This window comes from Thiohalomonas denitrificans (genome assembly GCF_016841685.1).
Taxonomy (GTDB): domain Bacteria; phylum Pseudomonadota; class Gammaproteobacteria; order Thiohalomonadales; family Thiohalomonadaceae; genus Thiohalomonas; species Thiohalomonas denitrificans_A.
Window position 1 is genome coordinate 12,093 of the sequence record NZ_JAENYR010000035.1, and the last position, 24,193, is coordinate 36,285.

Consider the following 24,193-nt stretch of genomic DNA (forward strand, 5'->3'; position numbering starts at 1 on the left):
TTGGGCGACGAGGGCAAGGGTTTCGGCGGTGGGGTGGTCGGGGTCGTCCGCTAGTACCCAAGCCAGGGCCTCGGCCTTGAGGAGATTGTGTCTGACGGTGGCGGGGGTGGTCGGTCAGGGGCAAGGGTTTGGCAGTGTGCAACAATGCGAGACCTGACCCCCGTCGCGTCCCCGTCGCGTCCCCGTCGCGTCCCCGTCGCGTCCCCGTCGCGTCCCCGTCGCGCCTAACCAAGCACTATCTGCAACGAAGACGAACGCAAGAGGGTAGACCTGTATTCCCACGACTAATTCGAGGCGATCAGCAAACCGATCGCAAAGGTCAGTCGCACGGGATGCGTATCTTCTTCCCATTATCGCCCAAACAGACAAAGGTCACATGGGTGGAGAATACATTCTCTTCCCGACCGGTCTCGATATCATCGGCGAAGACCTTTACCGTGTATCGAATAGAGGTGCTCCCCTGCTCCGCCTTTTCGATGACGAAGCGGAGTATCGTCCCCTTGCTGACCCCCTTGCGAAACTCCACCCCATCCATACCGATAGTGACGAACTTACAGCCCGGATGTTCCAGGCTGGCGGCTATCCACGCATACTCATCGACCCACTTGAGCATGTTGCCGCCGAAAAGATAGCCGTAGTGGTTGAGGTGTTCAGGGAGAACCAGTTTGTATTGTTCCATGGCGGGTTCGGTCAATAAGATGATTCATAATAGGACCAAGTCGTGAAAACCGGCGGCCCTTCACGTTTAGCCATTGCCATCCTCGCCCAGTTTTGAGAGTCTGTAAACCCGCACTGCCATCAAGGAATAGATGCCATGCCCAAACCAAGGAAAGCCCTCGTCTCGCTCGAGGCAACCCCCTACTACCATTGCGTCGCCCGCTGCGTACGCCGCGCCTTTCTTTGCGGTGAAGACGCCGCCTCGGGCAGCAGTTTTGAGCACCGCCGCGGCTGGATACGCGAGCGCCTGTTTCAGCTTTCTCAGGTATTCGCCTTAGACGTGTGCGCTTATGCCGTCATGTCGAACCACTACCATCTGGTCCTGCATGTCGACCGAGAGGCTGCAATGGAGTGGGATAGTTCAGAAGTCCTTCGCCGCTGGCATGCGCTGTTCTCCGGGAATGAGCTGACCCGGCGCTTCGAGCGCGGGGAAACGCTCCTCCCTGCGGAGCTGCGCGTCGTCGATACCTTCGCGGAGCTCTGGCGTTCGCGCCTGGCGGATATCAGCTGGTTCATGCGCTGTCTGAACGAGGAGATCGCCCGCAAGGCGAATGAGGAAGATAACTGCACCGGCCGTTTCTGGGAGGGCCGTTTCAAATCCCAGGCGCTGCTTGATGAGAAGGCGCTGGCGGCCTGTCTGGCCTATGTGGATCTCAATCCGGTCCGGGCGCAGATGGCACAGACGCCGGAGGCGTCCGAATTTACCTCCGTTCAGGAGCGTGCCGCCGCGGCAAAGCTAGCGGAGTATCCCGACAAGACCCCATTACAGCCGGCCCGCCTTCTGCCGTTTGCCGGCAACCCGCGAGAGCCCATGCCCAAGGGCTTGCCCTTTCGGCTCACCGATTATCTGGACCTGGTGGACTTCACCGGACGGCTCATCCGCGAGGGCAAGCGTGGCGCTATCCCCGAACACCTGCCATCCATTCTCCGGCGCCTGGCAATCGATCCCAAGCAGTGGGGTTACCTGACGACCCAGTTTGAGAGCCCTTTCAAGGGACTTGTAGGCGCAGCGGACCGCCTCAAGCAAGCCTGCCAGCAACTCGGCTACCGACGAACGCCCGGAATCGGCGCCTCCCGAACGCTGTTGGCGTAGCGCCCTTCTTTCCTGTCACGTACCTCCGCTGCGGATCGCCAGACCCGCAAATTTCGCTCGCGCTAAGTTAGGCCTGCTGAGCCAAAAACCGATTCGATCGCGACAAATCAACCTATGTCGCCCCTCGACCACAGGCGAAGTCGAATAGACGGCGACCGCGCGCCCGGCTTTTTCCTTTGTGTTCTTACGGTGGGTGTCCGGGTTATCGCTTCCGAGGAGGTTGTAACCCCTGCTCCTGAGGTCGTTGATGTCTCCGTAACAGTCCTCGGAATACAGCGTTGCTGCGTCCCCGGCGGCATTACCCGCGACGATGGAGTTGCGCAGCTCCGTGAAACCCGACGCGTAGAGGCCGCCGCCATGGGGCGTGTCATCCGGGTAGACGCTCTCGGCCAGATTCGCCGTCACCGTCACGCTGTAGAGCCCGACATTGCCGGCGGACAGAATCCCGCCCCCGTTGGTCGCCTGGTTGCCGCTCACCGTGGAATTGACCACGGCGACCGATCCCAGTTCGGAGTAGGCCCACAGCCCCCCGCCAGCAGTCCCTGCGCCGTTGCCGTCGATGGTGGTGTCGCGGATGACGGCGGTCGTGGCCTCGGTGTAGAGGCCGCCGCCGGATGAACCGGCGACGTTCGTGCCGATCCGGCAACGCTCGACGGTGAGACCGGTGCCCTGCGCGGCCACGCCGCCCCCGTTCCCAGCGGCGGTGTTGCCGGTGACCGAGCAGTCCCTGAGTGTCAGCGACGAGGTATCCGCGGCCCAGACCGCGCCACCGTTACCGCCGACGTTCCCGCCGCTCAGCACCATGTTTTCGATGGTGAGGTCCGACGTACCGGCAACACTGATGAGCCGGTCATCCCAGGATGCCGTACCTTGGATGATCGTGGGGTTTGCCGGATCACCCGAGCCGTCGATGCGCAGGACCCCGCCAGTCACGTTCAGGTCCCCGGTGGCCGAGAAAAGTTCGCCCGCCCCGACCAGCTCAAGCGCGTAGGTGCCGCCCGGCACCCGGATTAAACCCTCGTCGGGCCCGAAGGCGTTGAACTCCTGCACCGCCGCGCGCAGGCTGCAGCGCCCCTGGCTGTCGGCACAAACCCCATCAGCCGGGTTGGCATCGGTACTGTCCACCACGGTATCGACGTCGAGCAGCAGCGTACCCGGCGCCACGATATCTTCGGCGAATGCCAGCGCTTCCCTACCGACGACAAGACCGAAGAGCGCCAACGCCAGCGCCGCGACGGACCTTCCGCGAGCCCCCCGAAACGGGCGTGTTTGATAATCGAATCTGTCCATCTCGAATTCCCTCGTTGATTACGAACGGCGATGACCGGCGAGCCGCCGACACGCCCGTCACGGGTGCTCAGGTCCCCACCCGCAGGGCGAAGTCCGTGCCCGCCGTCGACAAGCTCCCGTCCACCCGGATGTACAGCTCGCCCTCGGCCGTGGTCGTGGCAAGGCAGCTCTCATTGGCCTCGGCCGTGTTGATGGAGCTGCACATCGAGGACTCGAAGGCCGCGTCCGCGTAGATGTAGAGATCCGCGTTGTCGGTCATCTCGGAGAGGGTTATCTCGTGCTCGTTGTTGACGTACAGCCCCGTCAGCCTGAAGTGCAGCGAACCGGCGCCGATGCGCGCCACGTAGGACACATGGCTCAGTGCGTCATAGGTCGAACCGGCGGTCACCACGATCGGGTTCTCTGCCGTACCGAGGGCCGGGGCGGCTTCGTCGTAGGCCACCAGCTCGCGGGTGATGATGGTGTCGGCGGAGGCGATCTCCTCGACCTCTCTGACCACGCCCAGGCCGGCCACGTAATAGCGGGTCACCACCGACCCGGTAACGCCCTCAAGCTTGTCCATTACGACCTTGCGCGCCGAGAAATCGCCCATCGGCACGGATACCGTCTCGTCTGCGACCGCGGTTACGGTCATGGTCGTATCGACATACTCACCGCCACGTCCGTCCGGGCCCGGCCAAAACGCTGTGGCCGCATAACTCTCGCCGACGGCCGGCGGGGGACAGAACGCCGTCTGCGAGCTGTAGGTGACCGGGCTGTAGAGGATGCCCTCCGGCTCGACGATGCCGTCCGTCGGGTCCGAGTCCACATAGACCTGGGTATCGAGCCGCGACACCGGTGCGTACGCCCCGGCCTCGATCGCGAACAGCCCCGTGGTCTCGCCGTCGGTCACGGCGACCGCGTCACCATCGCGCACGGTCACGACCAGGTTCGCCTCCGTCTGGGTGGGCACCCCGGCCACCGTCTCGGTGCGGGTATAGCTCACCCCTTGGCCCGCCTCCCAGGCCGGGCACCAGACGGTCCCGGCAACATCGTTATTGCCGCCCCCTCCGCCGCAGGCCGTCAGGGTCATCAGACCGGCCAGCGATGCGCATCCGAGTGCACGTTGCATTTTGTTCATGTTTTGGCTCCCTTTTTTGTCATGCCGGATGGTCGATGGGTCCGCGTCGACCCGAAAGATGCCGTTCACACTCGGTCACCTAAGCACTCCGAGCGGGAAGTCCGCGATCGTGAGAAGGAACCGGTTCCAGTATTCGAACAACCGAGGGCGGAAAGTAGGTGTCGGAATGTTGGAGCTGACACCCTCGGCGCTTGCGCCCTTCCCTCTGACTCTGCCAATGGCGTTGATGCCGAGTGCTGCACGGCCGCTCAAGAGCAAGACATCTCTACTCACCCGGGCCGTCTCACGGCAAAAGCCTCACGGAGAAAACCTCTCTTCAGGGCGGTTCAGCGGTCCAACGGCGCCTGGACAGGATGTCAGGGAATCGATGGCTTGATGATGCCAAAGGGCGGCAGCCACGTAACCTGTACCTAAGTACAGGTCACTCCATTTCCATCAGCCCATGCCCCAGGGCGATGGCGACGGCGTGGCCTCGGGTGGAGGCATTGAGTTTTTGCAGGATGTTGCCGACGTGGAATTTGACCGTGCGTTCACTGATTCGCAGGATGGCGGAGATCTCCCACGTATTCTTTCCCTGAGCGAGCCATGCGAGGAGCTCCTTTTCGCGCGGCGTGAGGGCGGGTATCGAACCGAGTTTCGGACCGACGATTCGACTCAGGGCTTCGTGGAAATGGGGGACGAGGAGGGTGAGAATGGTTTCAGTCCTGGCGCTGCGCTCCAGTCCGTGATAGCAGAAAAAGCTGCCGATATTGCCGTTTCCCGTTTTGACGCCATGGCCGTATCCGTGTCCCTGGCTCGTCTCGTTGAACCCGAAGTCTTCTGCCAGGGAGATGACTTCGTGTGTGTCTGCGGTGAACGGTGTGCGGGTGAAGGTATCGCCCCAATATTGCAGGCGGAAGGTCCTGAAGTTTTCGGCCACGATGGGGTCCTTCCTGACCAGATCTCTTCTGAACAGTTCGGCCAGGTAGTCGTGCGGATAGTCGACGTTGACCACGTGCAGTTCCGGCGGCGCGCCGTTCTTTCTCCCGGCGACGGCGGAGAGACCGGCCTGATAGCCGATCAGCCCGCGCAGTTCCGCCATGATGTCAACCAGTTGCGCTTCTGTGGTGCAGGAAACGCTTCGGTGGATCAGCTCCAGTACGCGGGTCGCGTCGTATTTTGACAGGGACTTTATCTGCAAGGGTCGGGACTCCTGTTCCACTCACCCGTTACGCCGAACCCCGCACCATCCCGGAAGGGCGAAGCGGTTGGAGCGCGGCCACAGGGTTCTACGTCTACGCAAGCTGCCCAATCGGCAGATTTTAATAGTGCGATTGCACTATGCGTTAGTCAAACAGGACAAGGATTGCGAAATCCGGCATCCGGTACCACGATAAGGCCGGCCTTTGTGCGGCAACACCGCTCCCGAGCCTCTGCCGCTTTTTTTGCAGCGTCGCAGGCGGCTTCTTGCCGTATACTCGGTGCAGGTTCGACATCAGGAATCACCGTGCCCGATAAATCCGGAAAAATCGTCTTCCGCACCGAGGATTTGACCAAGACCTACCATGTCGGCGAAGTGGAGATCCGTGCGCTTCGCGGTGTCGATCTGGTTTTCTATGCAGGCGAGTTCGTGGTCCTGCTGGGGGCCTCCGGCAGCGGCAAGTCGACACTTCTCAACATCCTCGGCGGGCTGGATACGGCCAGTTCCGAGCATAATTACCCGGAAACTAATTACCCGGACACCCACTCCAAGCCATTGCCATCCTCTCCCAGTTCTGAGAGTCTGTAAACCCGCACTGTTATCAAGGAATAGATGCCATGCCCAAACCACGGAAAGCCCTCGTCTCGCTCGAGGCCACCCCTTATTACCATTGCGTCGCCCGCTGCGTGCGCCGTGCCTTTCTTTGTGGTGAAGACGCCGTCTCGGGCAGCAGCTTCGAACACCGCCGCGGCTGGATTCGCGAGCGCCTGTTTCAGCTCTCCCAGGTATTCGCCCTTGACGTATGCGCGTACGCAATCATGTCGAACCACTACCATCTGGTCCTACACGTCGACCGCGAAGCTGCAACGGATTGGGACACACCGGAAGTCCTTCGCCGCTGGCATGCGCTGTTCTCCGGGAATGAGCTGACCCGGCGCTTCGAACGCGGGGAAACGCTTCTCCCTGCGGAGCTGCGCGTCGTCGATACCTTCGCCGAGCGTTCGCGCTTGGCGGACATCAGCTGGTTCATGCGCTGCCTGAACGAGGAGATCGCCCGCAAGGCGAATGAGGAAGATAACTGCACTGGCCGTTTCTGGGAGGGCCGTTTCAAATCTCAGGCGCTGCTTGATGAAAAGGCCCTGGCGGCTTGTCTGGCCTACGTGGATCTGAATCCGGTTCGGGCGCAGATGGCACAGACGCCGGAGGCGTCCGAATTCACCTCTGTTCAGGAGCGGGCTACCGCCGCGAAGCAGGCGAGCCATCCCAATGAGCCGCCATCACAACCGGCCCGCCTTTTGCCGTTTGCCGGCAACCCGCGTGAACCGATGCCCAAGGGCCTGCCCTTTCGGCTCACCGATTACCTGGACCTGGTGGACTTCACCGGACGGCTCATCCGTGAAGGCAAGCGCGGCGCCATCCCCGAGCACCTGCCATCCATCCTCCAGCGCCTGGAGATCGATCCCAAGCAGTGGGGCTACCTGACCACCCAGTTCGAGAGCCCCTTCAAGGGACTTGTGGGCGCGGCGAATCACCTCAAACAAGCCTGCCAGCAACTCGGCTATCGACGAACGCCCGGAATCGGCGCCTCCCGAACGCTGTTGGCGTAGCGCCCTTCTTTCCTGTCACGTACCTCCGCTGCGGATCGCCAGACCCGCAAATTTCGCTCGCGCTAAGTTAGGCCTGCTGAGCCAAAAACCGATTCGATCGCGACAAATCAACCTATGTCGCCCCTCGACCACAGGCGAAGTCGAATAGACGGCGACCGCGCGCCCGGCTTTTTCCTTTGTGTTCTTACGGTGGGTGTCCGGGTTGATCTGGCCTCGGCCTTGAGGAGATTGTGCCTGACGGTGGCGGGGGTGGTCGGTCAGGGGCGAGGGCTTGGCAGTGTGCAACAATGCGAGACCTGAACATCCCGCTCGTATTTTCAAGCTTTTTTTAACCAATCGGCCGAATTTTTGTCCTCTCTAAATTCGTAATACCTTCCTTGCTTGAGCATGGAAAAAATAACGCGACTGAGATGTCGACCCAAAGCCCGAATGGCTTGATTATGTGTCTTTCCCTGAGTTCGTTTTTTCTCATAGTAACGCTGTGATTCGGGGACCTGCTTGCGATGGCGATCCACGCCAACCATCATCGCTGCCTTGGCTCGCGTATTGACGTGTTTCGGATTCTTCGACCCTCGCTGTTTACCGGAACTGTTGTCGAGATTCGCCATGCCGAGATACACCGCGAGGCTTCCGTCCTTGGGGAATCGTTCGATGGTTCCCAGTTCACCAGCAATTTCAGAGGAACAGACCGGCCCAAAACCGGGGATCGAGTCGATGAGCTGTGCGATCTGAGATTGCTCCATCAGCTCAAGGCACTGGGCCTCCAGTGCCTTGAGCTTCGTGCGCAGTTCCAGCACACGGCGAGCATCCTCAACGATCATTGGCCCGACCCACGCGACATCGTGGCTAAAGCTGGCCGTTTTCTGCCAAGCCGTGATTATCGAGGCGTACTTACGACCAATGCCTTTGATCCCGAGGATGGTGCATTGCCGAAGGCGCGCCAACTTCGAAAGGTCGTCACCGTGGGAAAGAAGGTTGAGAAACCAGACGTTGTCGGCATCCTTCGTGATGGCTAGGAGGCCAGGGCAAACAGCCTGTAAATCAGCCTGCATGCGGCTGAGCAGCCGACTTCGTTCATTGACGAGGGTGCGGCGACGGCGAGTGAGGCGTTTGAGCTTTTCATTCTCTAGGGGCGTTGCAGCAACCTCCTGGAGCACACTTTTCGCAACGGGAAGGTGGTCGCCAAGCTGAAATAACTCGAGGCCCTTGCGGGCATCGATGCGGTCACTCTTGGCCGCTGCTGGAAAAATTTCCTTGAATCGGGCCAGCTTGAGGTTGTTGATGTTGAATAGGCGATAACCGCGGGAGCGAACCAGGGTATCCAGCGGACGAGCCCAGCCGTTGTACCCTTCCATGGCTACCGATACCCCACCACCATAGCGGCGTTGGTGGCTCTCTACTCGTTCGAAGAAAAGATCAAATCCTTCCGGACGATGCGCAAGATCGAACTCATCCAGCACTTCGCCAGAAGGCAGGCCAATAGCAACACTGTGGCTGTGGCAGCCGACATCGATGCTGACACGAATTTCGGAGGGGGTTGGCATTGTTAGTGTCTCCATAAGTCAGAACCCGCTTGAAAATCATCCGCCGGTCTCGTCTACTTACAGAGCCACATCAGAAACTGATCGACACCATCCCGTTCGACCCATCGGATGATGCAAGGTGGCGGAGGCGGCATTTCAGGTCCGAGCGAGCCGGAAACCGGCCACCGACCCCGTGAGCCACACCCCCGCCAAGGACAATCCTAACTGGCTTCAAGGGGTCCCGTCACTATGCAAATTCGATGGTAGACCCCGTACCCCCCCCTTTGTTGTAAACATTTCATCCCCCCCCTTTGTTGGGCTTATTTAGCTTAAACATTTCAGGAAGCGATCGATCTTCTCCATGACTTCTTCGCGCGTGAAGCCGCGTCCTGTGACTGTTGTTGATGTGCCGCTATTCTTAACTGACTGCTCACCGAATAGAGGTACGGCATCCTCGTAGTTGCCTTTGTAGTTGCGCCACGCCGTGTCAAGTACCCTACGCCTTCTCCACCCAGACACACTTCGGAGATTTTGGTACGCCTGATAGATTTCCAGAAAATCTCTTTGTTGCCTTTTTCTGACTTCTTCTGAGCCCAGCATACGAACGCTTATGAGCTGCGCCACAAGAAGGTTTCGGAGTGCCGCCTCCGCCTGAAGTACATGAGAGTGGCGCACAGCCAAAATACCGGCGAATGCACCTATGAGTGCACCCACTAACCCCGACAGAAGATTTATAACGAGATCAGCCATTAAGATGCCCAACCCCACGGCTGGGCGGCCGATTGTTGGGCAACCACGTCACGAGCTATTTCCTTTCTGTGGAACTGATTCGTTCCACGATGGCTCGCAGATCTAGCCCGAAACGTTTCCAATTTTCAGGATCAATGTCGATCATAAACAGTTCATCCCAGGTCTGCTGTAAGACCGGCCAAGGTGGAAGATATGGGATGGCGCCTAGCTGTGCTTGGATTTCTGCGTTAGTCAGCCTAGCCTCAACGAGCATCTGCTCTCGCATTCTCTGCACGCGCTTGGCCCGTTCCGCAGGGCGCACTGACCTGACAAGCGATTCAATCAGCGCCTCGTAGGCAAGAATGGCAAATGGCTCCCATTCAAAATTCACCTTTCCCGCTTCACGAGAAGCACTTTCGGCGATATCAGACAGCCTTGGGTTCTCGTCCATAAAGCGCCTGTAGAATTCTTTGGCACCAGCGAGCAGATTGCGCGGCATCACCACTGCGTCGGGTCCAACCAGCACGACCGCAGGGGCACGAGGACCTCGCTGTAGCGCCTTAATTCCCGCAAATCCAGTGCAGGCAGCGACGACCACGACTAAGTTGCATCCGGTTGCAACATTCAACGCCTGCAAATGCTCAGTCAACTCATCCCACGTCAGCATCTCGGTCCCACCGCTTCCGTTCGGTCCTTGAAGTCCCATATCACCACCGTGAGACTCAAGATGGAGCACCGGCCGCAGTTTGTCATTCCTAGCCCGTTCTGTTGCCGCCGAAATCGCCGCGACAACGTCGTTCTTGTTATTGCACGAGAAATACGCAGACCATCCTTGGCGCCGCTCATTCATCCAATCGTGGAGCATTCGCCCGGTTCGGGTTTCATTGGACGGTAGCCATTCCACAATCCACACGTTGGATACATGAATCTCCACCAACTCGGGAGGGGCCGGGAGCGCCTCAAGTAGCTTTTGCTCAGCGGTCGTCAGTTCGTCGTCCATGCGATTGCTCATGCGGCCCAACGCCTTAGTTCAGCGGCGCTTGAGGCGACAACCGTTTTTGCGTCAGCTAAAATGGGCGGCGACTCAAACGTCCGCTGCAACGATTCGTTATGTGCGCCCTCCACTATGGCACCGCTAACACTTAGACATAGCCTTATAGTGCTCCGGGTAACCGGTTTTCTCGAACACCAACTTCAACCCCTCTTTAAAGACGTCATAGTCAAACTCTTTCATATCAAAGATATTTTGCCCAAGAGAGTGGGACTCCCGATTGACGTATCGATAGAACGCTTGGAATTTGATGTCCTGCAACTCAGGAATTTGAAAGACGTTGCCCAACGGCTTTTTGCCCACAAAATTAAAGAAATATTCAACTATGTTTCGCATACAGTTGGCAATGAGCGCCGGGTGCTGACTGTTGTCGTTTACGACGGACCAGTACGCTTGATAATCGTTCTGAATTGACTCGTATTTCATTTCCTGGATGACGCTTCCAGTTGATGGCTTTGAAAGCCTGAAAAGCTTCTGAGTGTCTTTCCTAAGGTCGTGATTGATCTCAGTCAACTCATAGAAAAAATAAAGGCTGTGGGTTAAAACTATAACCTGACGATACCGATCCCCCTTAAAGAAGATGGAGCGGATTAAGCGCCCAACATTAAAGACAAAAATATGCGAAAGGCTAGAAATGGGGTCATCTATCACCACAATGCGTTGGGCATGGGTATCCTCTGCGCTAAATTTCCCTTTGCAGAGCTCACAAAAGTACAGAAAGCTGATCATCATCCTCTCGCCCTCGCTGAGCGAGTAAAACGCATCTTTTTCATCGCCTGCCCGTACGATGCGATAAAGGCTGTCTGAATGTTTTTTTACGCTGAATTCATCAATGCCTAGGTCCAGGAGGCCTGCGTTGATTGCATCAACAGCCGCATCCACGTTTACCGTTTGCTTCTGTGCTGCAGTGATCCGTTCCTTGACCTTCGCAAGATCGGAATTGATACTGCGCACCTCACCATCCAGATCTTTCAGTTTATGATTTGCAGCCTGAAGATCGTGTTGAAATCGCGACACAGTTTGGTCGTACTGCCAACGCATCAACATCCAAAATTCGTCTTTCAGCTTTGCGAGGGCGGCCTCGCGGTTTTGTAGTCGGTCATTGTATGCGCCTACATCACTGTTAATGGCGACGACCTCCGCATTAAAATCTGCCACTAAGCCTGATGTATCCGTCAGCGAAATGGGAGCCTTGGGACTACTGATTTTTTGTTCGATCTTTTCAACGTTCCGTAGCAAGGCGGTAGATAATGCTTGGTGCTTCCCTAGAAGCATGCTCTTACGTTCCCGTGCGAATGGGTGGTCCGAAAACTCACCAACCCCGGGTAGCGCCTCAACTGCGCTTTGGTACTTCCGTAAAAGGTCAGCAAGCGTATCGAGTTGATTCTGATAGCTCTCATCGAAATACGATCTGACGCTTTCAAGAAACTTTCTGGATATGGTTGTCTCTTGGCAGAAAGGGCATTGCACTCCGACATCGTCAACTTCATCTGGCAGGTATGTGATCCCTTGATTCACCCAGTCTGCGTTCCCAAGTTTCTCGATCAGGTCTGCCACTTCACTGTCAGTATTACCAAGGATGGTTGTGCCGAAAAGCGGGTGGGACTCGACGTCAGGAGCTTGGAATACCAAGTTCTGCAACGGCTGTTGGGGTTTCGCATCGTCGCCCTTGAGCGTTTCCACCTCTCTTCGGAGAGCTTTAATGTCCCTTTGCGGCTCATCTGTTGGCTTGGGAATAGACAGCAAGTGTTCAAATAGCTTGTCTTTTTTCCCCATCAGACCCTCGAAGCAGTACTCGAGGACACGATCCCCGCCCGTATAGGTCTTTTTAATACCCCACACTTCCTCGATCACTTGCTGCCGCTGCTTCGAATATGACTCATTTACTTTTTCTTTGTCGTCTCGCTTCGATTGCAGCGAGTGCTCCAGCTCTCCTTGTTTCTTCGTTCCCTCAATAATCTTCTGTTCGGCTTCTTTGTTCTCCTTTGAAAGGCTAAAAATGCCCTTTAGATTGTCGGTAACGAAGAAATTGTCTCTTATGAATTTTTGGTTATAGACAAGAATGGGCACAGTTTGGGCAGGCGTCTTGCTGCAAAGCACGAACTGGGGATCATTCGGCTCATATAGGAAGTTCGATATTGTTGATTTACCAGTACCGTTAAGGCCGTATATCAAATTGATCTTCTTGTCGGTCTGGAGACTCGTCGCGTGTTTGAAGCTGGCGACAGCATCCATACGTATCTCGGTGATCATTTATCTCGCCCCCTTGCTCCACAGCACACGCTGCCCATAACCCGCAGCCGAAAGCGGAGCGACGAAGGAGCGTAGGTTTTGGCTGTCGGAGTTGATGGGCTCGTTAGGCATTTTCTTTCTCCTCAGGCTCATCTGGACCGTAGATGTCCAAGCTGAGCTCTATTCCTCGCTCCCCAAGTGCCTTGAGGGACTCGGCCGAGACTGACAGTCCTTCGTTGCTGCACTTCATGAAAAGACCACAGAACAAATCGATATCGTACTTTGTTGAAATTTGCGCCCAGACGCTGAGATTGCCTGTGAGCTTTCCGAGCAACTCTGCTATTTGCCCGTCAAGATCGTCGGGGGTTGCATCCGTTGCCTCCAAGCGCCACATCCCCGTTTTGGCAGTGCGTGAGCGCCCGGTTACCTTCCCAACAAACACTTCTCCTTTGACCTGTTCCTTTGACGCGGCATGTCCGAGGAGCACGGAGATTTCAGCGGGTTGCAGATCATCTCCCGCGAACCTTAGGGTTGCTACTGAACGGTCTAGGTGCGCCATCTCTTCTGATGCCTAACGTTGCCTTCAGCGGAGCAGGCGCGCTAGCGACTGCGTCCGCTGGAAGGCTTTGTTAAATGAATACCCCTTGCTCATAGCAAGTGGTTCTTACCCATTTGGGTTTCAAGTTATTGCTATTTATATATTTCTTCAGCAAAGACTCACGCTCTGGCTCAGAATGGTTAGATAATCCCGCATCATCACATATTTCTGAAACTAGGTTCTGATTGCCTTTTAACCAATTAATCGACACGAGCCCATTTTCTATTTCGCGACAAGCGAAATCCGTTGAAATGCGATTCTCATTAGTTGCATCAATAATAAGTAACGAGCCCGAAGGGCTTCTTTTATCGAGGCCAATGGCGTTGATTAGAGCAGTACCCATAACAGGAATTATTGTCATTAATCCAGCTCCCATCGGCACGAAGCCGCTTTTCTCTTTATCGATTATGGCTCTTGGATAGCAGCCCTTAATACCAGAGAATCCACCTTCTGAAATTGATGCCTTCGCGATGCCACCTAAAGCCAGAACATGCCTCATTAATGAAATTGCAATCGCAGCCGAACGATCAAGTAATTTCTCCTCAAAACAACTGACTATTACAAACCCATCACCGAATTGATGAGCAAATAAACGCGATACATCATCGTTGTATTTTTTCTCGCCGATTCTGTAAATACCCTCCATCAGTGCATTTAAAGGTAAAATCGCCCTCATAGTTTGGTCGTATAGTGAACCAAACCCTTCGATGTCGATATATATTGCCCACCGTGTATCTGTCATTCTTTATTCATTTGACATCTAAGCATTTATCCACCATGCTTCGCACGGATTCCATATAACACACGCTTTTCCGGCCAAAACCCGAAAAAAAAGCCGAACCCCCAACACCTTCGGTGCGAAGTCCGGCTTCTCATCAATTCAGTTTGTCCCGACTATCTCTCCCCATCTCCGCGTCCTCAGCGTCTAGCGTTTTCTGCGTTTAACCCGTTGTCCCTTTCAGTGCACCCTCACTACCCGCACTTCGAATCCCCACAATTCAAACACGTCAAACACCCGTCCATCTGAATCATGGCCTTGGTCTGGCACTTGCCGCAAAGCTGGGCGCCATCGGGGAAGTCGCCCGGGTCTTTGGCCTCGGCGTCCTTGACGGCGCCTTCGTACTCTTTGCGCTTGGCGGCGATGAGGGCCTTCTGGTGTTCGTCGAGGCCTTCGTCCTTGATGAGGCCGATCATGCGCATGTGGCCTTCGATGGCGTCGCCGATCTCGGCCACCAGGGAGGGCATGTATTTGCCACCTTTCTTGAAGTAGCCGCCTTTGGGGTCGAACACGGAGCGGAGCTCTTCGACCAGGAAGGTCACGTCGCCGCCTTTTCGGAACACGGCGGAGATGATGCGGGTCAGCGCGACGATCCACTGGAAGTGGTCCATGTTCTTCGAATTGATGAAGACCTCGAAGGGGCGGCGCAGTTCGTGATCGGTGCCGGCGTTGAGGATGATGTCGTTGATGGTGACATACAGGGCGTGCTCGGAGAGGGGCGTCTTCACCTTGTAGGTGGAACCGAGCAACATTTCGGGGCGCTCGAGCTCTTCGGTAAGGTGGACGACGTTGGCGTGGGTTTCGTCCTGTTTGGGTTCGGCGGCCTTGGGGGCGGGCTTGTCCTCTTCCTCTTTGACGACGCCGTAGCCGACGATCTTGGTTTCGATTTTTACGGTCATTTTCCTTTTTTCCTCTACGCCGCCCCTGGATGGCGGCCGTGCTGTTGTCTCGGTTTTACGTTGTTTGGTGGTTTTGTGGCTTCGCGTTTTTCTTGATCTCCCTCACCCTAACCCTCGGCAACTGCTCCCTGCGTTGCTCTACCTCCTGCGTCCCTGCAGTCGTCTCCCGGAGGGAGAGGGAACCGGGGCGCGGCTCGCAGGTTTCCTACCTTTCCTCTGCGAACTCTGCGTCTCTGCGGTGCGACTTTCTTTTCAAGCGAATTGGCGAAGCGGACCGAAGTCCGACGTCAGGGCATCGACGGCCTCGGCGCGGTCTTCGTAGACGCCGATGCGACGCTTGTTGTCGCGGTGACGGGCGACGACGTACTCCGGTTTCTCTTCGGAGGCGCGCTCGGCGAAGCCCACCACTTCGAGTTCTTTTCCATCCAGGGCCCGGAAGCGGGACAGGGTGATCTCGAAGTTAGAACTTGCCATAGTAGCCCTCCTTCAACGCGTCGTAGAGATTCGCGGCGGTGTGCATTTCACCGTCGTATTCCACCTCTTCATTGCCCTTCAGTTCGATCGTCTTACCGTTTTCGAGCTCGAAACGGTAGGTGGTGGCCTCCAGATCCTTGTCCTGGACGAGTACGCCCTGGAACGCTTCGGGGTTGAAGCGGAAGGTGGTGCAGCCCTTCAGATCCTTTTCGTAGGCGTACAGGTAAATGTCCTTGAAGTCCTGGAAGGGATACTCCGTGGGGACATTGGCGGTCTTCGAAATGGAGGAGTCGATCCACTTCTGGGCCGCGGCCTGGATGTCGACGTGCTGCTTGGGGGTCACCTGTTCGGCGGTGATGAAATAGTCGGGCAGCTTCTTGTCGTCCTCTTGGGCATAGGGGTCGGCCGCCTGGCTAATCAGTTCACGGTAGGCGAGCAGCTCAAACGAGAGTACGTCCACCTTCTCCTTGGTCTTGCGCCCCTCGCGGATGATGTTGCGCGAGTATTTGTGCGCGAACGAGGGCTCGATACCGTTACTGGCATTATTGGCCAGCGAGAGGGAGATGGTCCCGGTCGGGGCGATGGAGCTGTGGTGGGTGAAGCGGCAGCCGGTTTCGGCCATCTCGTTCACCAGTTCCGGCTCCACCTCGGCGACCCGCTGCATGTAGCGGCTGTATTTGGCGTGCAGGACCCGGCCGGGCAGTTTATCGCCCACCTTGATGCCGTCGCGCTTGAGCTCCGGGCGGCGGCGCAGCAGGTCGGCGGTGATCGCGAACTCCTGCTCCATGATCGGGGCGGGGCCTTTCTCTTTCGCCAGCTCGACGCCGGTGCGCCAGCCGGTCAGGGCCAGTTCGCGGGTGACCCGCTCGGTGAACTCCAGCGAACCCTCATCGCCGTACTCCATGCGCAGCATGGTCAGGGTGGAGCCGAGGCCGAGATAGCCCATGCCGTGACGGCGCTTGCTTTCGATCTCGGCGCGCTGCTCGGGCAGCGGCAAACCGTTGATCTCCACCACGTTGTCGAGCATGCGGGTGAACACGCTCACCGCCTCGCGGTAGCTCTCCCAGTCGAAGCGGGCCTTGTCGGTGAAGGGGTCGAGTACGAACTTGGTGAGATTCACCGAGCCGAGCAGGCAGGCGCCGTAGGGTGGGAGTCCCTGTTCTCCGCACGGGTTGGTCGCCCGGATGTTCTCGCAGAACCAGTTGTTGTTCATCTCGTTGTACTGGTCGATGAGGATGAACCCGGGCTCGGCGAAGTCGTAGGTGGAGGCCATGATCAGGTCCCACAGCCGGCGGGCCGGGACGCTCTTGTAGACCTTGCAGGCCACCAGGCCTTCACCGTTGGTGAGGAACTCGTCGTTGGTGGGCCATTCGCGCCATACCACCTGCTCCGGATCCTCGATATCGATGGCGTCGATCTCGACCTCCCTGGCGGTGAGCGGGAAGGCGAGTTTCCAGATCGCTTCGGCCTTTACGGCCTCCATGAACTCTTCGGTGACCAGCAGCGAGAGGTTGAACTGGCGCAACCGACCGTCCTCGCGCTTGGCGCGGATGAAGTCCATGACGTCCGGGTGGCCGACGTCGAAGGTGGCCATCTGCGCGCCGCGGCGGCCGCCGGCGGAGGAGACGGTGAAGCACATCCGGTCGTAGATATCCATGAAGGAGAGTGGACCGGAGGTATAAGCGCCGGCGCCGGCGACGAAGGCGCCTTTGGGACGCAGGGTGCTGAATTCATAGCCGATGCCGCAGTTATGGATGACCATCAGGCCGTTTTCGCCGGCCAGATAGTTGTTATGCCCCTCGACGGTAAAGTCGTAGAAGGTCTCCGGCAAATCCAGGTTCCTGCGGATGGCCTCGACAGGTCGCAGGGTTTTCGCAAACCGGACCAACGAAGCCAGATGAGGAAAGCGCTGCAACCAACGGGTGAGCCAAATCCGGCTTACCGTCGATCTGCGATGATAGCCATGATAAAAGCCCAGCCGCTGGCGCTCTTTGTGCCCCAGCGATTCGGCTTCCCTTGCCAATGCTTCCTGGAGTTGCGAAGGAATCACATAACGGTCGTACTGCCCCGCCTGGCAGGCGTTTTCAACGATGCGTCGACGCTTGCCGCTGTCCGCCATGTATTCGGCCACGCACTTCAGGAACTCCGAGTCGGAGATCTTGAGCATCACGCCACCGCTGTCGCGAATCACGCTCCCCTGCCAGACATGCTCGCGAGGTTTGCGCCGGGTAATGGCCCCGTGCACCCCGAACAGGGCGAGCAGGCCCCGCAGTTCCTCCGCGAACGCCTCGTTCCGAGTGGCAAGGATGACACTGCCGTGCTCCTCACTTACCGTACCGTCGGTATCCATCAATCCGGCCAGAAAGGGCAGGAAATGGCGTTCGGGATGGGCGGCGATCCAGGCGGGAACCCGGAGAGTGACCGTTTTCTTTCCGATCTGTCCGTCGATGAATTCCGCGGCCCGGCTGGCCTCGAAGCTCGCCACGGTATAGTCCCACACCGGCGTTCCCGTCGCAGTGGCTGTCGCCACGACCTGTGCGCGAGCACCACAAAAGGCCTGAAAGAAATCGGCATAACGCTCGACCACTTCCCGTTCGGCGGCGCGGATCTTGAAGGTAAGCCGGCGACCGGCAGCCCGCGCCTTTTCCGCCCAGGCTGCACGGCTGGGTTTGTAGTCGAAGCGCTTCTCATACGCGCTGCCGTCGCCGAGATGGGAGCCGGCGAACCACGACTGCAAGGCGTTCGTCTTATCGGCTTCCCACGCAAACCGATGGTGAACCAGACCGTCACTCTCCTGAACCTCATCTGCCCGAACGTAGACAAGGTGTCCGTCGCGGTAGACCAGCACCGGGTGCTTGATCGAGGTCTTGAGGGATGTGCCGTTGGAGACGATTTCGATATTTTCGGCCCGGGCCACATGGGTGGTCAGGTGCCGCTCGATTTCGCGCATCTCGAAGCTTTGCTTCTCGCGGTCATAGCAAAGGATCGAGCCATGGCGCTGCTCGACGGCTTCACGAGCAGTGGTCACGCCCCGGTCCGTGACCACACGGGTGTCCGGAGCGACGCAGCCGGCCTTCAGCGTCAGGCCCGCCTCGTGCACCTTCTGCAGGATGTCGTCCATGGAGTCGCGGACGGTGCCGGAGACGGTGCAGTTGATAGTGGAGGTGGCCGGTTTGTAGGCCAGGGCACCGGCATTAGAGGTGATGCGGCCGGCGGGGATGGCACCATGGCGCAGCGCCCATAGGAATCGTTCGTACCAGTGCTCTTTTTTCGAGTCGCTCTCTTCGACCTCGGCGATGGCCTGGGCGACCCTTTTAAAGGTGTCGTCGAGCTGCTGATCGATCACTTCGCCGCTTTTGGTCTTGAGGCGGTATTTTTTGTCCCAGATGTCGAGCGAGGCCGGCTGGAAAGGAATTTCGGTCACTTGCGTGGATTTGACGGCCTTAAGCTGAACGGACTTGGTCACAGGTGATGTCCCCCTAAATCCTTTTTGTTGTGTCTGCGAGGTGGTTAGGCAATTGAATTTGTTAACCACAAGATATTGTGGCGATACAATGTAGGTTAGGACTTAACGGGGAGGGTGTCAACCTGCGGGATGCCGATTAGCGCACGATAGCGCAAAACATATAATAACTATCAATCAACGAGTTACGGAACCTACCGAAGAATCCACTGTAGGAATCGCAGCTAGGAGCTGCTAATCCCTGGCAGTTTTTCAAAATCGGCCCGAAACCCAATATGTTGTGTCCCTGATGTCGGCGCTCCAAGGCATGTTTCACGCCGAGTGAGTCCTCGCTAACTCTCTTCGCAGCCCATCTGGAGGCCCCCGGCCGCCAGGAACCCACCCTTTTTACAGGGGCTTGAAGTCGCCCTCGGCTGTACCTATATCCGGAGAATACCCGTTTATTCAGAGGAGGTGACTACCATGGCACTGACACAGTACGACCCGTGGAACATGCTGGACCAGATCCGCCGCGAGATGGATCGCATGTATGAAGGCCGCGAAGGTGAAAGCCCGATGTCCACCAGCGACTGGGCGCCGGCAGTGGATATCAAGGAGGAGCCGGATGGCTTCACCATCCATGCAGATGTCCCCGGCGTTAATCCCAAGGAGATCGATATCCATGCTGAAAACGGGATGCTGACCATCAAGGGGGAGCGCGAGTCCTCGAAAAAAGAGGCCCGCGAGGGCTACAAGCGGATGGAGCGCGCCTACGGCAACTTCTTCCGTCGCTTCACCCTGCCCGATACGGCCGATACGGACAAAATAGCCGCCAAGTGCGAAAATGGCGTTCTGACCGTGCATATCCCCAAGCACGAGAAGGTCCAGCCCCGCAAGATCGCTGTCGAGGGCTAGACTCTTTGCCGGGCGGCGCCGGGAAACCCCGGCCCGCTCCGGTTTTATGCTTTTTGCTGCCAGACTCCAGAGCGCTGTCTTCATGGAATACAAGGACTACTACAAAATCCTCGGCGTCAAACGCGACGCGTCCCAGGATGAAATCAAGCGGGCCTATCGTAAGCTGGCGCGCAAATACCATCCCGACGTCAGCAAGGAGGCGAATGCCGAGGAGCGTTTCAAGGAGCTGGGTGAAGCCTATGAGGTGCTCAAGGACCCGGAGAAGCGCGCCGCCTATGACCGCCTCGGCAGTAACTGGCAGTCGGGGCAGGATTTTCGGCCTCCTCCCGGCTGGGATTCCGGTTTTGAGTTCTCCGGCGGCGGTTTCACCGGTGCCAGAGGTGGCGAGGGGGATTTCTCCGACTTTTTCGAAAACATGTTTGGTGCCGGGAGTCCGTTTGGTGGCGGCTTTCGACAACGAACCGGTGGCGCACGCGGCGGTTTTCGTGTTCGCGGCGAGGACCATCACGCCAAGGTCACCATTCGGCTGGAAGACGCCTATCACGGCGGAGAAAAACTCATCCGGCTGGATAGCCCGCAGGTCGACCACCAGGGCCGGGTGGTCACCACCACCCGCTCGCTACGGGTACGCATCCCGCCGGGAGTCACCGAAGGACGGCAGATCCGCTTGCCGAAACAGGGCTCGCCGGGAACGGCGGGAGGCGAAGCGGGCGACCTCTATCTGGAGGTGCACTTCGAACCTCATTCCCTCTATCACCCCGAGGGCAAAGATCTCTATCTCAATCTGCCGATTACACCCTGGGAAGCGGCGCTGGGCGCCAAAGTGAAGGTGCCGACACTCGGCGGCAGGGTGGGGATGAGCATTCCCGCAGGTAGCCGTAGCGGACAGAAGCTGCGCCTCCGGGGGCGCGGTATACCAGGCAAGCCGCCGGGCGATCAGTACGTCATACTGGAAATCATGACCCCGCCCGCCGATACCGATGCCAAGCGGGACTTCTACAAAAAGATGGCGCTTGAGATGCCGTTCGACCCGAGGGCACACCTGGGAGACTGACACGATGACGCAGCGCAAGAACCTGACCGTCACCGTACTGGAAGAAGAGGATCGGCTGACTTTCGGCGAGGTCTGCCGGGCCTGTGACGTCAGTGCGGAATACGTTATTCAGTTGGTGGACGAGGGCCTGCTGGAACCCCTCGGCGAGGAGCCGATCCAATGGTCCTTTTCCGCCACTGTGGTCCAGCGAGTCCGGACGGCGCGGCGACTGCAGCAGGACATGGAAATCAACCTGCCGGGTATCGCCCTGGCCCTGGACCTGCTTGATGAGGTCCAGGGCTTGCGTAACCGCGTCCGGGCCCTCGAACAGCGGCTGGAGGAGCGGTAGCCGGGACCCCTTTGCAGTTACTGTGGTAAAAAATCCCGGAACTTCAGCCGCAGGCCGCTGTCTCTGGTTTCTAACAGGGATATAGAAGAACCCGTGAAGAGGTAACACCGCGGGACAAGGGTCCGATCCGCTGGCCTGCACCGGCCTGCGCGGTGAATTCAAATTCAGGTTAATCATCAGAAAGGTTGATCATGAAACGAGTCTCCCTGGCGGCATTCGCGGCCGCCGCACTGCTTTCGTTCGGTTTTGTTCCACACAGCGCCATGGCAGCACTACCTGCCAGTGACAGTCAGGGTGAGCCGTTGCCGACGCTGGCTCCGATGATCGAGCGTGCGGTTCCCGCTGTGGTCAATATCTTTACCCGCACGCGGATCCTGCAGCGCCAGCACCCTCTGTTTTCGGATCCCTTCTTCCGGCACTTTTTTGACGTCCCCGAACCCCGCGAACGTTACGCTCAAAGCCTGGGGTCCGGTGTGATCATCGATTCGGAAAATGGCTATGTGGTCACCAATCACCACGTCATTGCCCGGGCCGTGGAGATCGCGGTGAATCTCCAGGATGGGCGGACCCTTCAGGCCGAACTGGTAGGGTCCGACCCCGACTCGGATCTGGCCGTGCTCAAGGTGGAACAGGATGGTCTCACCGCCCTGCCCTTTGCCGATTCCGACCAGCTCAGAGTGGGCGATTTCGTGGTCGCCATCGGCAATCCCTTCGGCTTGGGCCAGACGGTGACCTCCGGTATGGTCAGCGCCCTCTCCCGTTCGGGACTGGGCATCGAGGGGTATGAAGACTTCATCCAGACCGATGCCTCCATCAATCCCGGCAATTCGGGCGGTGCCTTGGTCAATCTGCGCGGCGAACTGGTGGGCATCAACACCGCCATTCTCTCCCAGAGCGGCGGCAATATCGGTATCGGCTTCGCCATACCGATCAACATGGCCCGCGAAATAACCGAACAGCTGGTGGAATACGGCGAGGTCCGCCGCGGCCATCTGGGTGCGCAGGCACAGGATCTGACCCCTGAGCTGGCCCGGGCCTTCGGGTTGAAGAGCCAGCCCGGCGCAGTCGTCACCCGGGTGGAACCCGGTTCCCCCGCGGACAAAGCGGGGCTGGCGGCCGGCGACGTGGTAGTGGCGGTTAATGGCCGCCCGGTCCGCGATGCCACCGATGTCCGCAATGCCATCGGCTTGTTGCGGATTGACCAACGGGTAAGCCTGAAGGTGGTCCGCAATGGCGAGACCCGGACCCTGGAGGCGATAATCCGGGAACCTGCAACCGCGGCGATCGAGGGCCAGAAGCTACACCCGCGCCTTGCCGGAGCCCAGTTCGGCAACATACCCGAAAGCTCCAGGCTCGCCGGCAAAGTAGAGGGGATACTGGTGACCGAGGTCGACCGCAGCAAGGCCGCCTGGCAGGCCGGGCTACGTCCCGGCGACGTGATCACCCAGGCCAATCGCCAGTCGGTGACCAATCTTCGGGAGCTGGAAAAGGCTGTGAAGGGTAGCGACGGCCTGCTATTGAATATCGTCCGGGGCAACGGTGCGCTGTACCTGCTGATTCGCTAGCCGCCGCAGGAGCGGTCCGTCGTATCCCCCGGCTGCGCAGACCCGAATCACTGAAGAGCGGGTAACCACGGGGTGAAACCGGGTTATTTTCTCCCCCGTGCGCCCCGTGTTCCCCGTGGTTCAAAAATTCGAGGCGTGAATCGTTGAGTTCTTCAGGAGACATTGGCTCGGCGCATTTGGAGAATGCTCCCTACCTCCGGTGTGCCGCGGATGGGACTGAGCCGGGGCAGCATTCATTCCTTCGGTAGTTGCGAGTCGTATCTCCCTGCTGCGCAGACCCGAATCACTGAAGAACGGTTAACCACGGGGTGAAACAAGTTTTTCGGGTTATTTTCTCCCCGTGCGCCCCGTGTACCCCGTGGTTCAAAATTCAAGGGATGAATCGTTGAGCTCTTCAGGGGGGCATTGCCATTGGTGCATTTAAAGAATGCGCCCTAGGGTCCGGATGGGCCACACGGGGCGACTCTGCCATTCGGGCATTGAGGATGGAGTCGGGGCCATCTACTTGGCCCAAAATTTATCTATGGGGATAGTTGACAAATCTTGTGAGGTATATATATTAGCAAATAAGTCGGTTATTAATTACTTCTCACCTGGAACCGACAGGAGGTGCAGATATGGCAAGCCTGATCAACAACTTCCCCCACAACGGTGTAGTGACGCTCAACCGCGTAATCCTCAAACCGGAATACAGCGTCGAGGACCTCGAAGAGCGCGTGGCGATGCTCTGTGAAAACGTCAAGACCTACCACTCCGAAACCGGTTTCGTCGGCGGCTTCGTCGCGCTGAACAGCGGCGCGATCTCCAATGAAGGTTCGACGGCCGGACAGACGGTGGAGAGCCCGATGAAAGGCAGGGAGGCACTCATCATCACCTTCTGGAACAGCTTCAACGAGCATGAGGAGTCGCACAAATCCGACACTTTCCAGCCGCTCTTCAAGGATGTGCTGGCGCTGTGCGAAAACGGCAACGAGGAAATCGCCTACGAAATGCTCTGGTCCGGCGCCGCCTATTCCCCTGAGGAGGCCCGCGAAGCGCAGAAGGCCAAGCAGATGTATGCAGTCGGCTAGCAGCCGGCACCATCGGTCAACACCCCCAAGCCTCTCCCCCGGAGGCTTTTTCGAGGTGCCGGAAGGCGCCTCTTTTTTTTTGGCTCGTCAGCAGAAGTTGCGAGTCACCTCCCTCGGTAATTGCGAGCACCGCCCGCCGCTGGCGCGGCTGCCTGAATCAGTGAGGAACATTGAGCCGTCATTGCGAGCCGTACCCGCCGCTACGCGGCCCAGAATCGGTGACGAACGTTCAGCCGTCATTGCGAGGAGCCCCAGCGACGCGGCAATCTGGGGTTTTGGGAGCAGGAGATTACTTCGTCGCCGGGGCTCGGCTTTGGCATCCTGCGTCGCTCTACCACCTACATCCATGTAGGCGTCCTCGTAATGACAGCGAGGGCAAGTTCATCAGGAGTCGTACCCCCTGCTTGGCCAGCCCGAATCAGTGACGAACCTTTAGCCGTCATTGCGAGCCGTACCCGCCGCTACGCGGCCCAGAATCGGTGACGAACGTTCAGCCGTCATTGCGAGGAGCCCCAGCGACGCGGCAAT

The 24,193-nt window shown here is 58.1% G+C and carries 20 protein-coding genes and 1 pseudogene; 8 read left to right on the plus strand and 13 right to left on the minus strand.

Annotated features, from left to right (window positions below; all coding sequences use genetic code 11):
• Nucleotides 1–319: 319 nt before the first annotated feature.
• Nucleotides 320–679 carry an acyl-CoA thioesterase gene (locus tag Q7L05_RS09270; RefSeq protein WP_303905245.1) on the minus strand — a complete coding sequence of 120 codons (360 nt, stop codon included), beginning with the start codon at nucleotides 677–679 and terminating at the stop codon, nucleotides 320–322.
• 135 nt (nucleotides 680–814) lie between these two features.
• Here Q7L05_RS09270 and Q7L05_RS09275 point away from each other — a divergent pair, with 135 nt between their 5' ends.
• Nucleotides 815–1,810 carry a transposase gene (locus Q7L05_RS09275; RefSeq protein ID WP_303905248.1) on the plus strand — a complete coding sequence of 332 codons (996 nt, stop codon included), beginning with the start codon at nucleotides 815–817 and terminating at the stop codon, nucleotides 1,808–1,810.
• Nucleotides 1,811–1,825: 15 nt separating this feature from the next.
• Here Q7L05_RS09275 and Q7L05_RS09280 read toward each other — a convergent pair whose 3' ends face one another.
• The 3 genes from Q7L05_RS09280 to Q7L05_RS09290 all read right to left on the minus strand — a co-directional run bounded on the left by Q7L05_RS09280 (nucleotide 1,826) and on the right by Q7L05_RS09290 (nucleotide 5,400).
• Nucleotides 1,826–3,100 (minus strand): right-handed parallel beta-helix repeat-containing protein, encoded by a 1,275-nt coding sequence (locus tag Q7L05_RS09280; RefSeq protein WP_303905251.1) that lies wholly within the window; start codon nucleotides 3,098–3,100, stop codon nucleotides 1,826–1,828.
• A 67-nt stretch (nucleotides 3,101–3,167) separates the two neighbouring features.
• Nucleotides 3,168–4,220 carry a hypothetical protein gene (locus tag Q7L05_RS09285; protein WP_303905254.1) on the minus strand — a complete coding sequence of 351 codons (1,053 nt, stop codon included), beginning with the start codon at nucleotides 4,218–4,220 and terminating at the stop codon, nucleotides 3,168–3,170.
• A gap of 421 nt (nucleotides 4,221–4,641) precedes the next feature.
• Nucleotides 4,642–5,400 (minus strand): helix-turn-helix transcriptional regulator, encoded by a 759-nt coding sequence (locus Q7L05_RS09290; protein WP_303905256.1) that lies wholly within the window; start codon nucleotides 5,398–5,400, stop codon nucleotides 4,642–4,644.
• 306 nt (nucleotides 5,401–5,706) lie between these two features.
• Between Q7L05_RS09290 and Q7L05_RS09295 the strand changes: the two are divergent.
• Nucleotides 5,707–5,904: pseudogene (locus tag Q7L05_RS09295) on the plus strand (ATP-binding cassette domain-containing protein); the annotation flags it as partial.
• Nucleotides 5,905–6,017: 113 nt separating this feature from the next.
• Entirely contained in the window at nucleotides 6,018–7,007 is a 990-nt protein-coding gene (locus Q7L05_RS09300) for a transposase (RefSeq protein ID WP_303905258.1), read from the plus strand.
• 317 nt (nucleotides 7,008–7,324) lie between these two features.
• On the opposite strand, the gene Q7L05_RS09305 is transcribed toward Q7L05_RS09300, so the two are convergent.
• The 9 genes from Q7L05_RS09305 to Q7L05_RS09345 form a co-directional block, all read right to left on the minus strand.
• Nucleotides 7,325–8,551 (minus strand): IS110 family transposase, encoded by a 1,227-nt coding sequence (locus tag Q7L05_RS09305; protein ID WP_303905261.1) that lies wholly within the window; start codon nucleotides 8,549–8,551, stop codon nucleotides 7,325–7,327.
• A gap of 303 nt (nucleotides 8,552–8,854) precedes the next feature.
• Nucleotides 8,855–9,280, minus strand: a complete 426-nt coding sequence (locus Q7L05_RS09310) for a hypothetical protein (RefSeq protein WP_303905264.1) — start codon at nucleotides 9,278–9,280, stop codon at nucleotides 8,855–8,857.
• Between the two features lie 55 nt (nucleotides 9,281–9,335).
• On the minus strand, nucleotides 9,336–10,259 hold the full coding sequence (locus tag Q7L05_RS09315) for a hypothetical protein (protein WP_303905267.1): 924 nt from the start codon (nucleotides 10,257–10,259) through the stop codon (nucleotides 9,336–9,338).
• A gap of 135 nt (nucleotides 10,260–10,394) precedes the next feature.
• Entirely contained in the window at nucleotides 10,395–12,563 is a 2,169-nt protein-coding gene (locus Q7L05_RS09320; protein WP_303905270.1) for an AAA family ATPase, read from the minus strand.
• Nucleotides 12,564–12,666: 103 nt separating this feature from the next.
• On the minus strand, nucleotides 12,667–13,101 hold the full coding sequence (locus Q7L05_RS09325) for a DUF4279 domain-containing protein (RefSeq protein ID WP_303905273.1): 435 nt from the start codon (nucleotides 13,099–13,101) through the stop codon (nucleotides 12,667–12,669).
• Between the two features lie 70 nt (nucleotides 13,102–13,171).
• Nucleotides 13,172–13,882, minus strand: a complete 711-nt coding sequence (locus tag Q7L05_RS09330; protein ID WP_303905276.1) for a hypothetical protein — start codon at nucleotides 13,880–13,882, stop codon at nucleotides 13,172–13,174.
• Between the two features lie 230 nt (nucleotides 13,883–14,112).
• Nucleotides 14,113–14,817 (minus strand): TSCPD domain-containing protein, encoded by a 705-nt coding sequence (locus Q7L05_RS09335; protein WP_303905279.1) that lies wholly within the window; start codon nucleotides 14,815–14,817, stop codon nucleotides 14,113–14,115.
• Nucleotides 14,818–15,069: 252 nt separating this feature from the next.
• The gene (locus tag Q7L05_RS09340; protein WP_303905282.1) at nucleotides 15,070–15,291 is read right to left on the minus strand and encodes a hypothetical protein; all 222 of its coding nucleotides are present in this window, start codon (nucleotides 15,289–15,291) and stop codon (nucleotides 15,070–15,072) included.
• Entirely contained in the window at nucleotides 15,278–18,757 is a 3,480-nt protein-coding gene (locus Q7L05_RS09345) for an adenosylcobalamin-dependent ribonucleoside-diphosphate reductase (RefSeq protein WP_303905285.1), read from the minus strand. The genes Q7L05_RS09340 and Q7L05_RS09345 overlap by 14 nt, the downstream gene beginning before the upstream one ends.
• A gap of 459 nt (nucleotides 18,758–19,216) precedes the next feature.
• Between Q7L05_RS09345 and Q7L05_RS09350 the strand changes: the two genes are divergently transcribed.
• The 5 genes from Q7L05_RS09350 to Q7L05_RS09370 all read left to right on the plus strand — a co-directional run bounded on the left by Q7L05_RS09350 (nucleotide 19,217) and on the right by Q7L05_RS09370 (nucleotide 23,665).
• Nucleotides 19,217–19,648 (plus strand): Hsp20/alpha crystallin family protein, encoded by a 432-nt coding sequence (locus tag Q7L05_RS09350; RefSeq protein ID WP_303905288.1) that lies wholly within the window; start codon nucleotides 19,217–19,219, stop codon nucleotides 19,646–19,648.
• A gap of 82 nt (nucleotides 19,649–19,730) precedes the next feature.
• Nucleotides 19,731–20,702, plus strand: coding sequence for a DnaJ C-terminal domain-containing protein (locus Q7L05_RS09355; RefSeq protein WP_303905291.1), 972 nt, complete (start codon nucleotides 19,731–19,733; stop codon nucleotides 20,700–20,702).
• 4 nt (nucleotides 20,703–20,706) lie between these two features.
• On the plus strand, nucleotides 20,707–21,030 hold the full coding sequence (locus Q7L05_RS09360; protein ID WP_303905294.1) for a chaperone modulator CbpM: 324 nt from the start codon (nucleotides 20,707–20,709) through the stop codon (nucleotides 21,028–21,030).
• A gap of 191 nt (nucleotides 21,031–21,221) precedes the next feature.
• Nucleotides 21,222–22,595, plus strand: coding sequence for a DegQ family serine endoprotease (locus Q7L05_RS09365; protein WP_303905296.1), 1,374 nt, complete (start codon nucleotides 21,222–21,224; stop codon nucleotides 22,593–22,595).
• 617 nt (nucleotides 22,596–23,212) lie between these two features.
• Nucleotides 23,213–23,665, plus strand: a complete 453-nt coding sequence (locus Q7L05_RS09370) for a ligand-binding protein SH3 (protein ID WP_303905299.1) — start codon at nucleotides 23,213–23,215, stop codon at nucleotides 23,663–23,665.
• Nucleotides 23,666–24,193 lie beyond the last annotated feature (528 nt).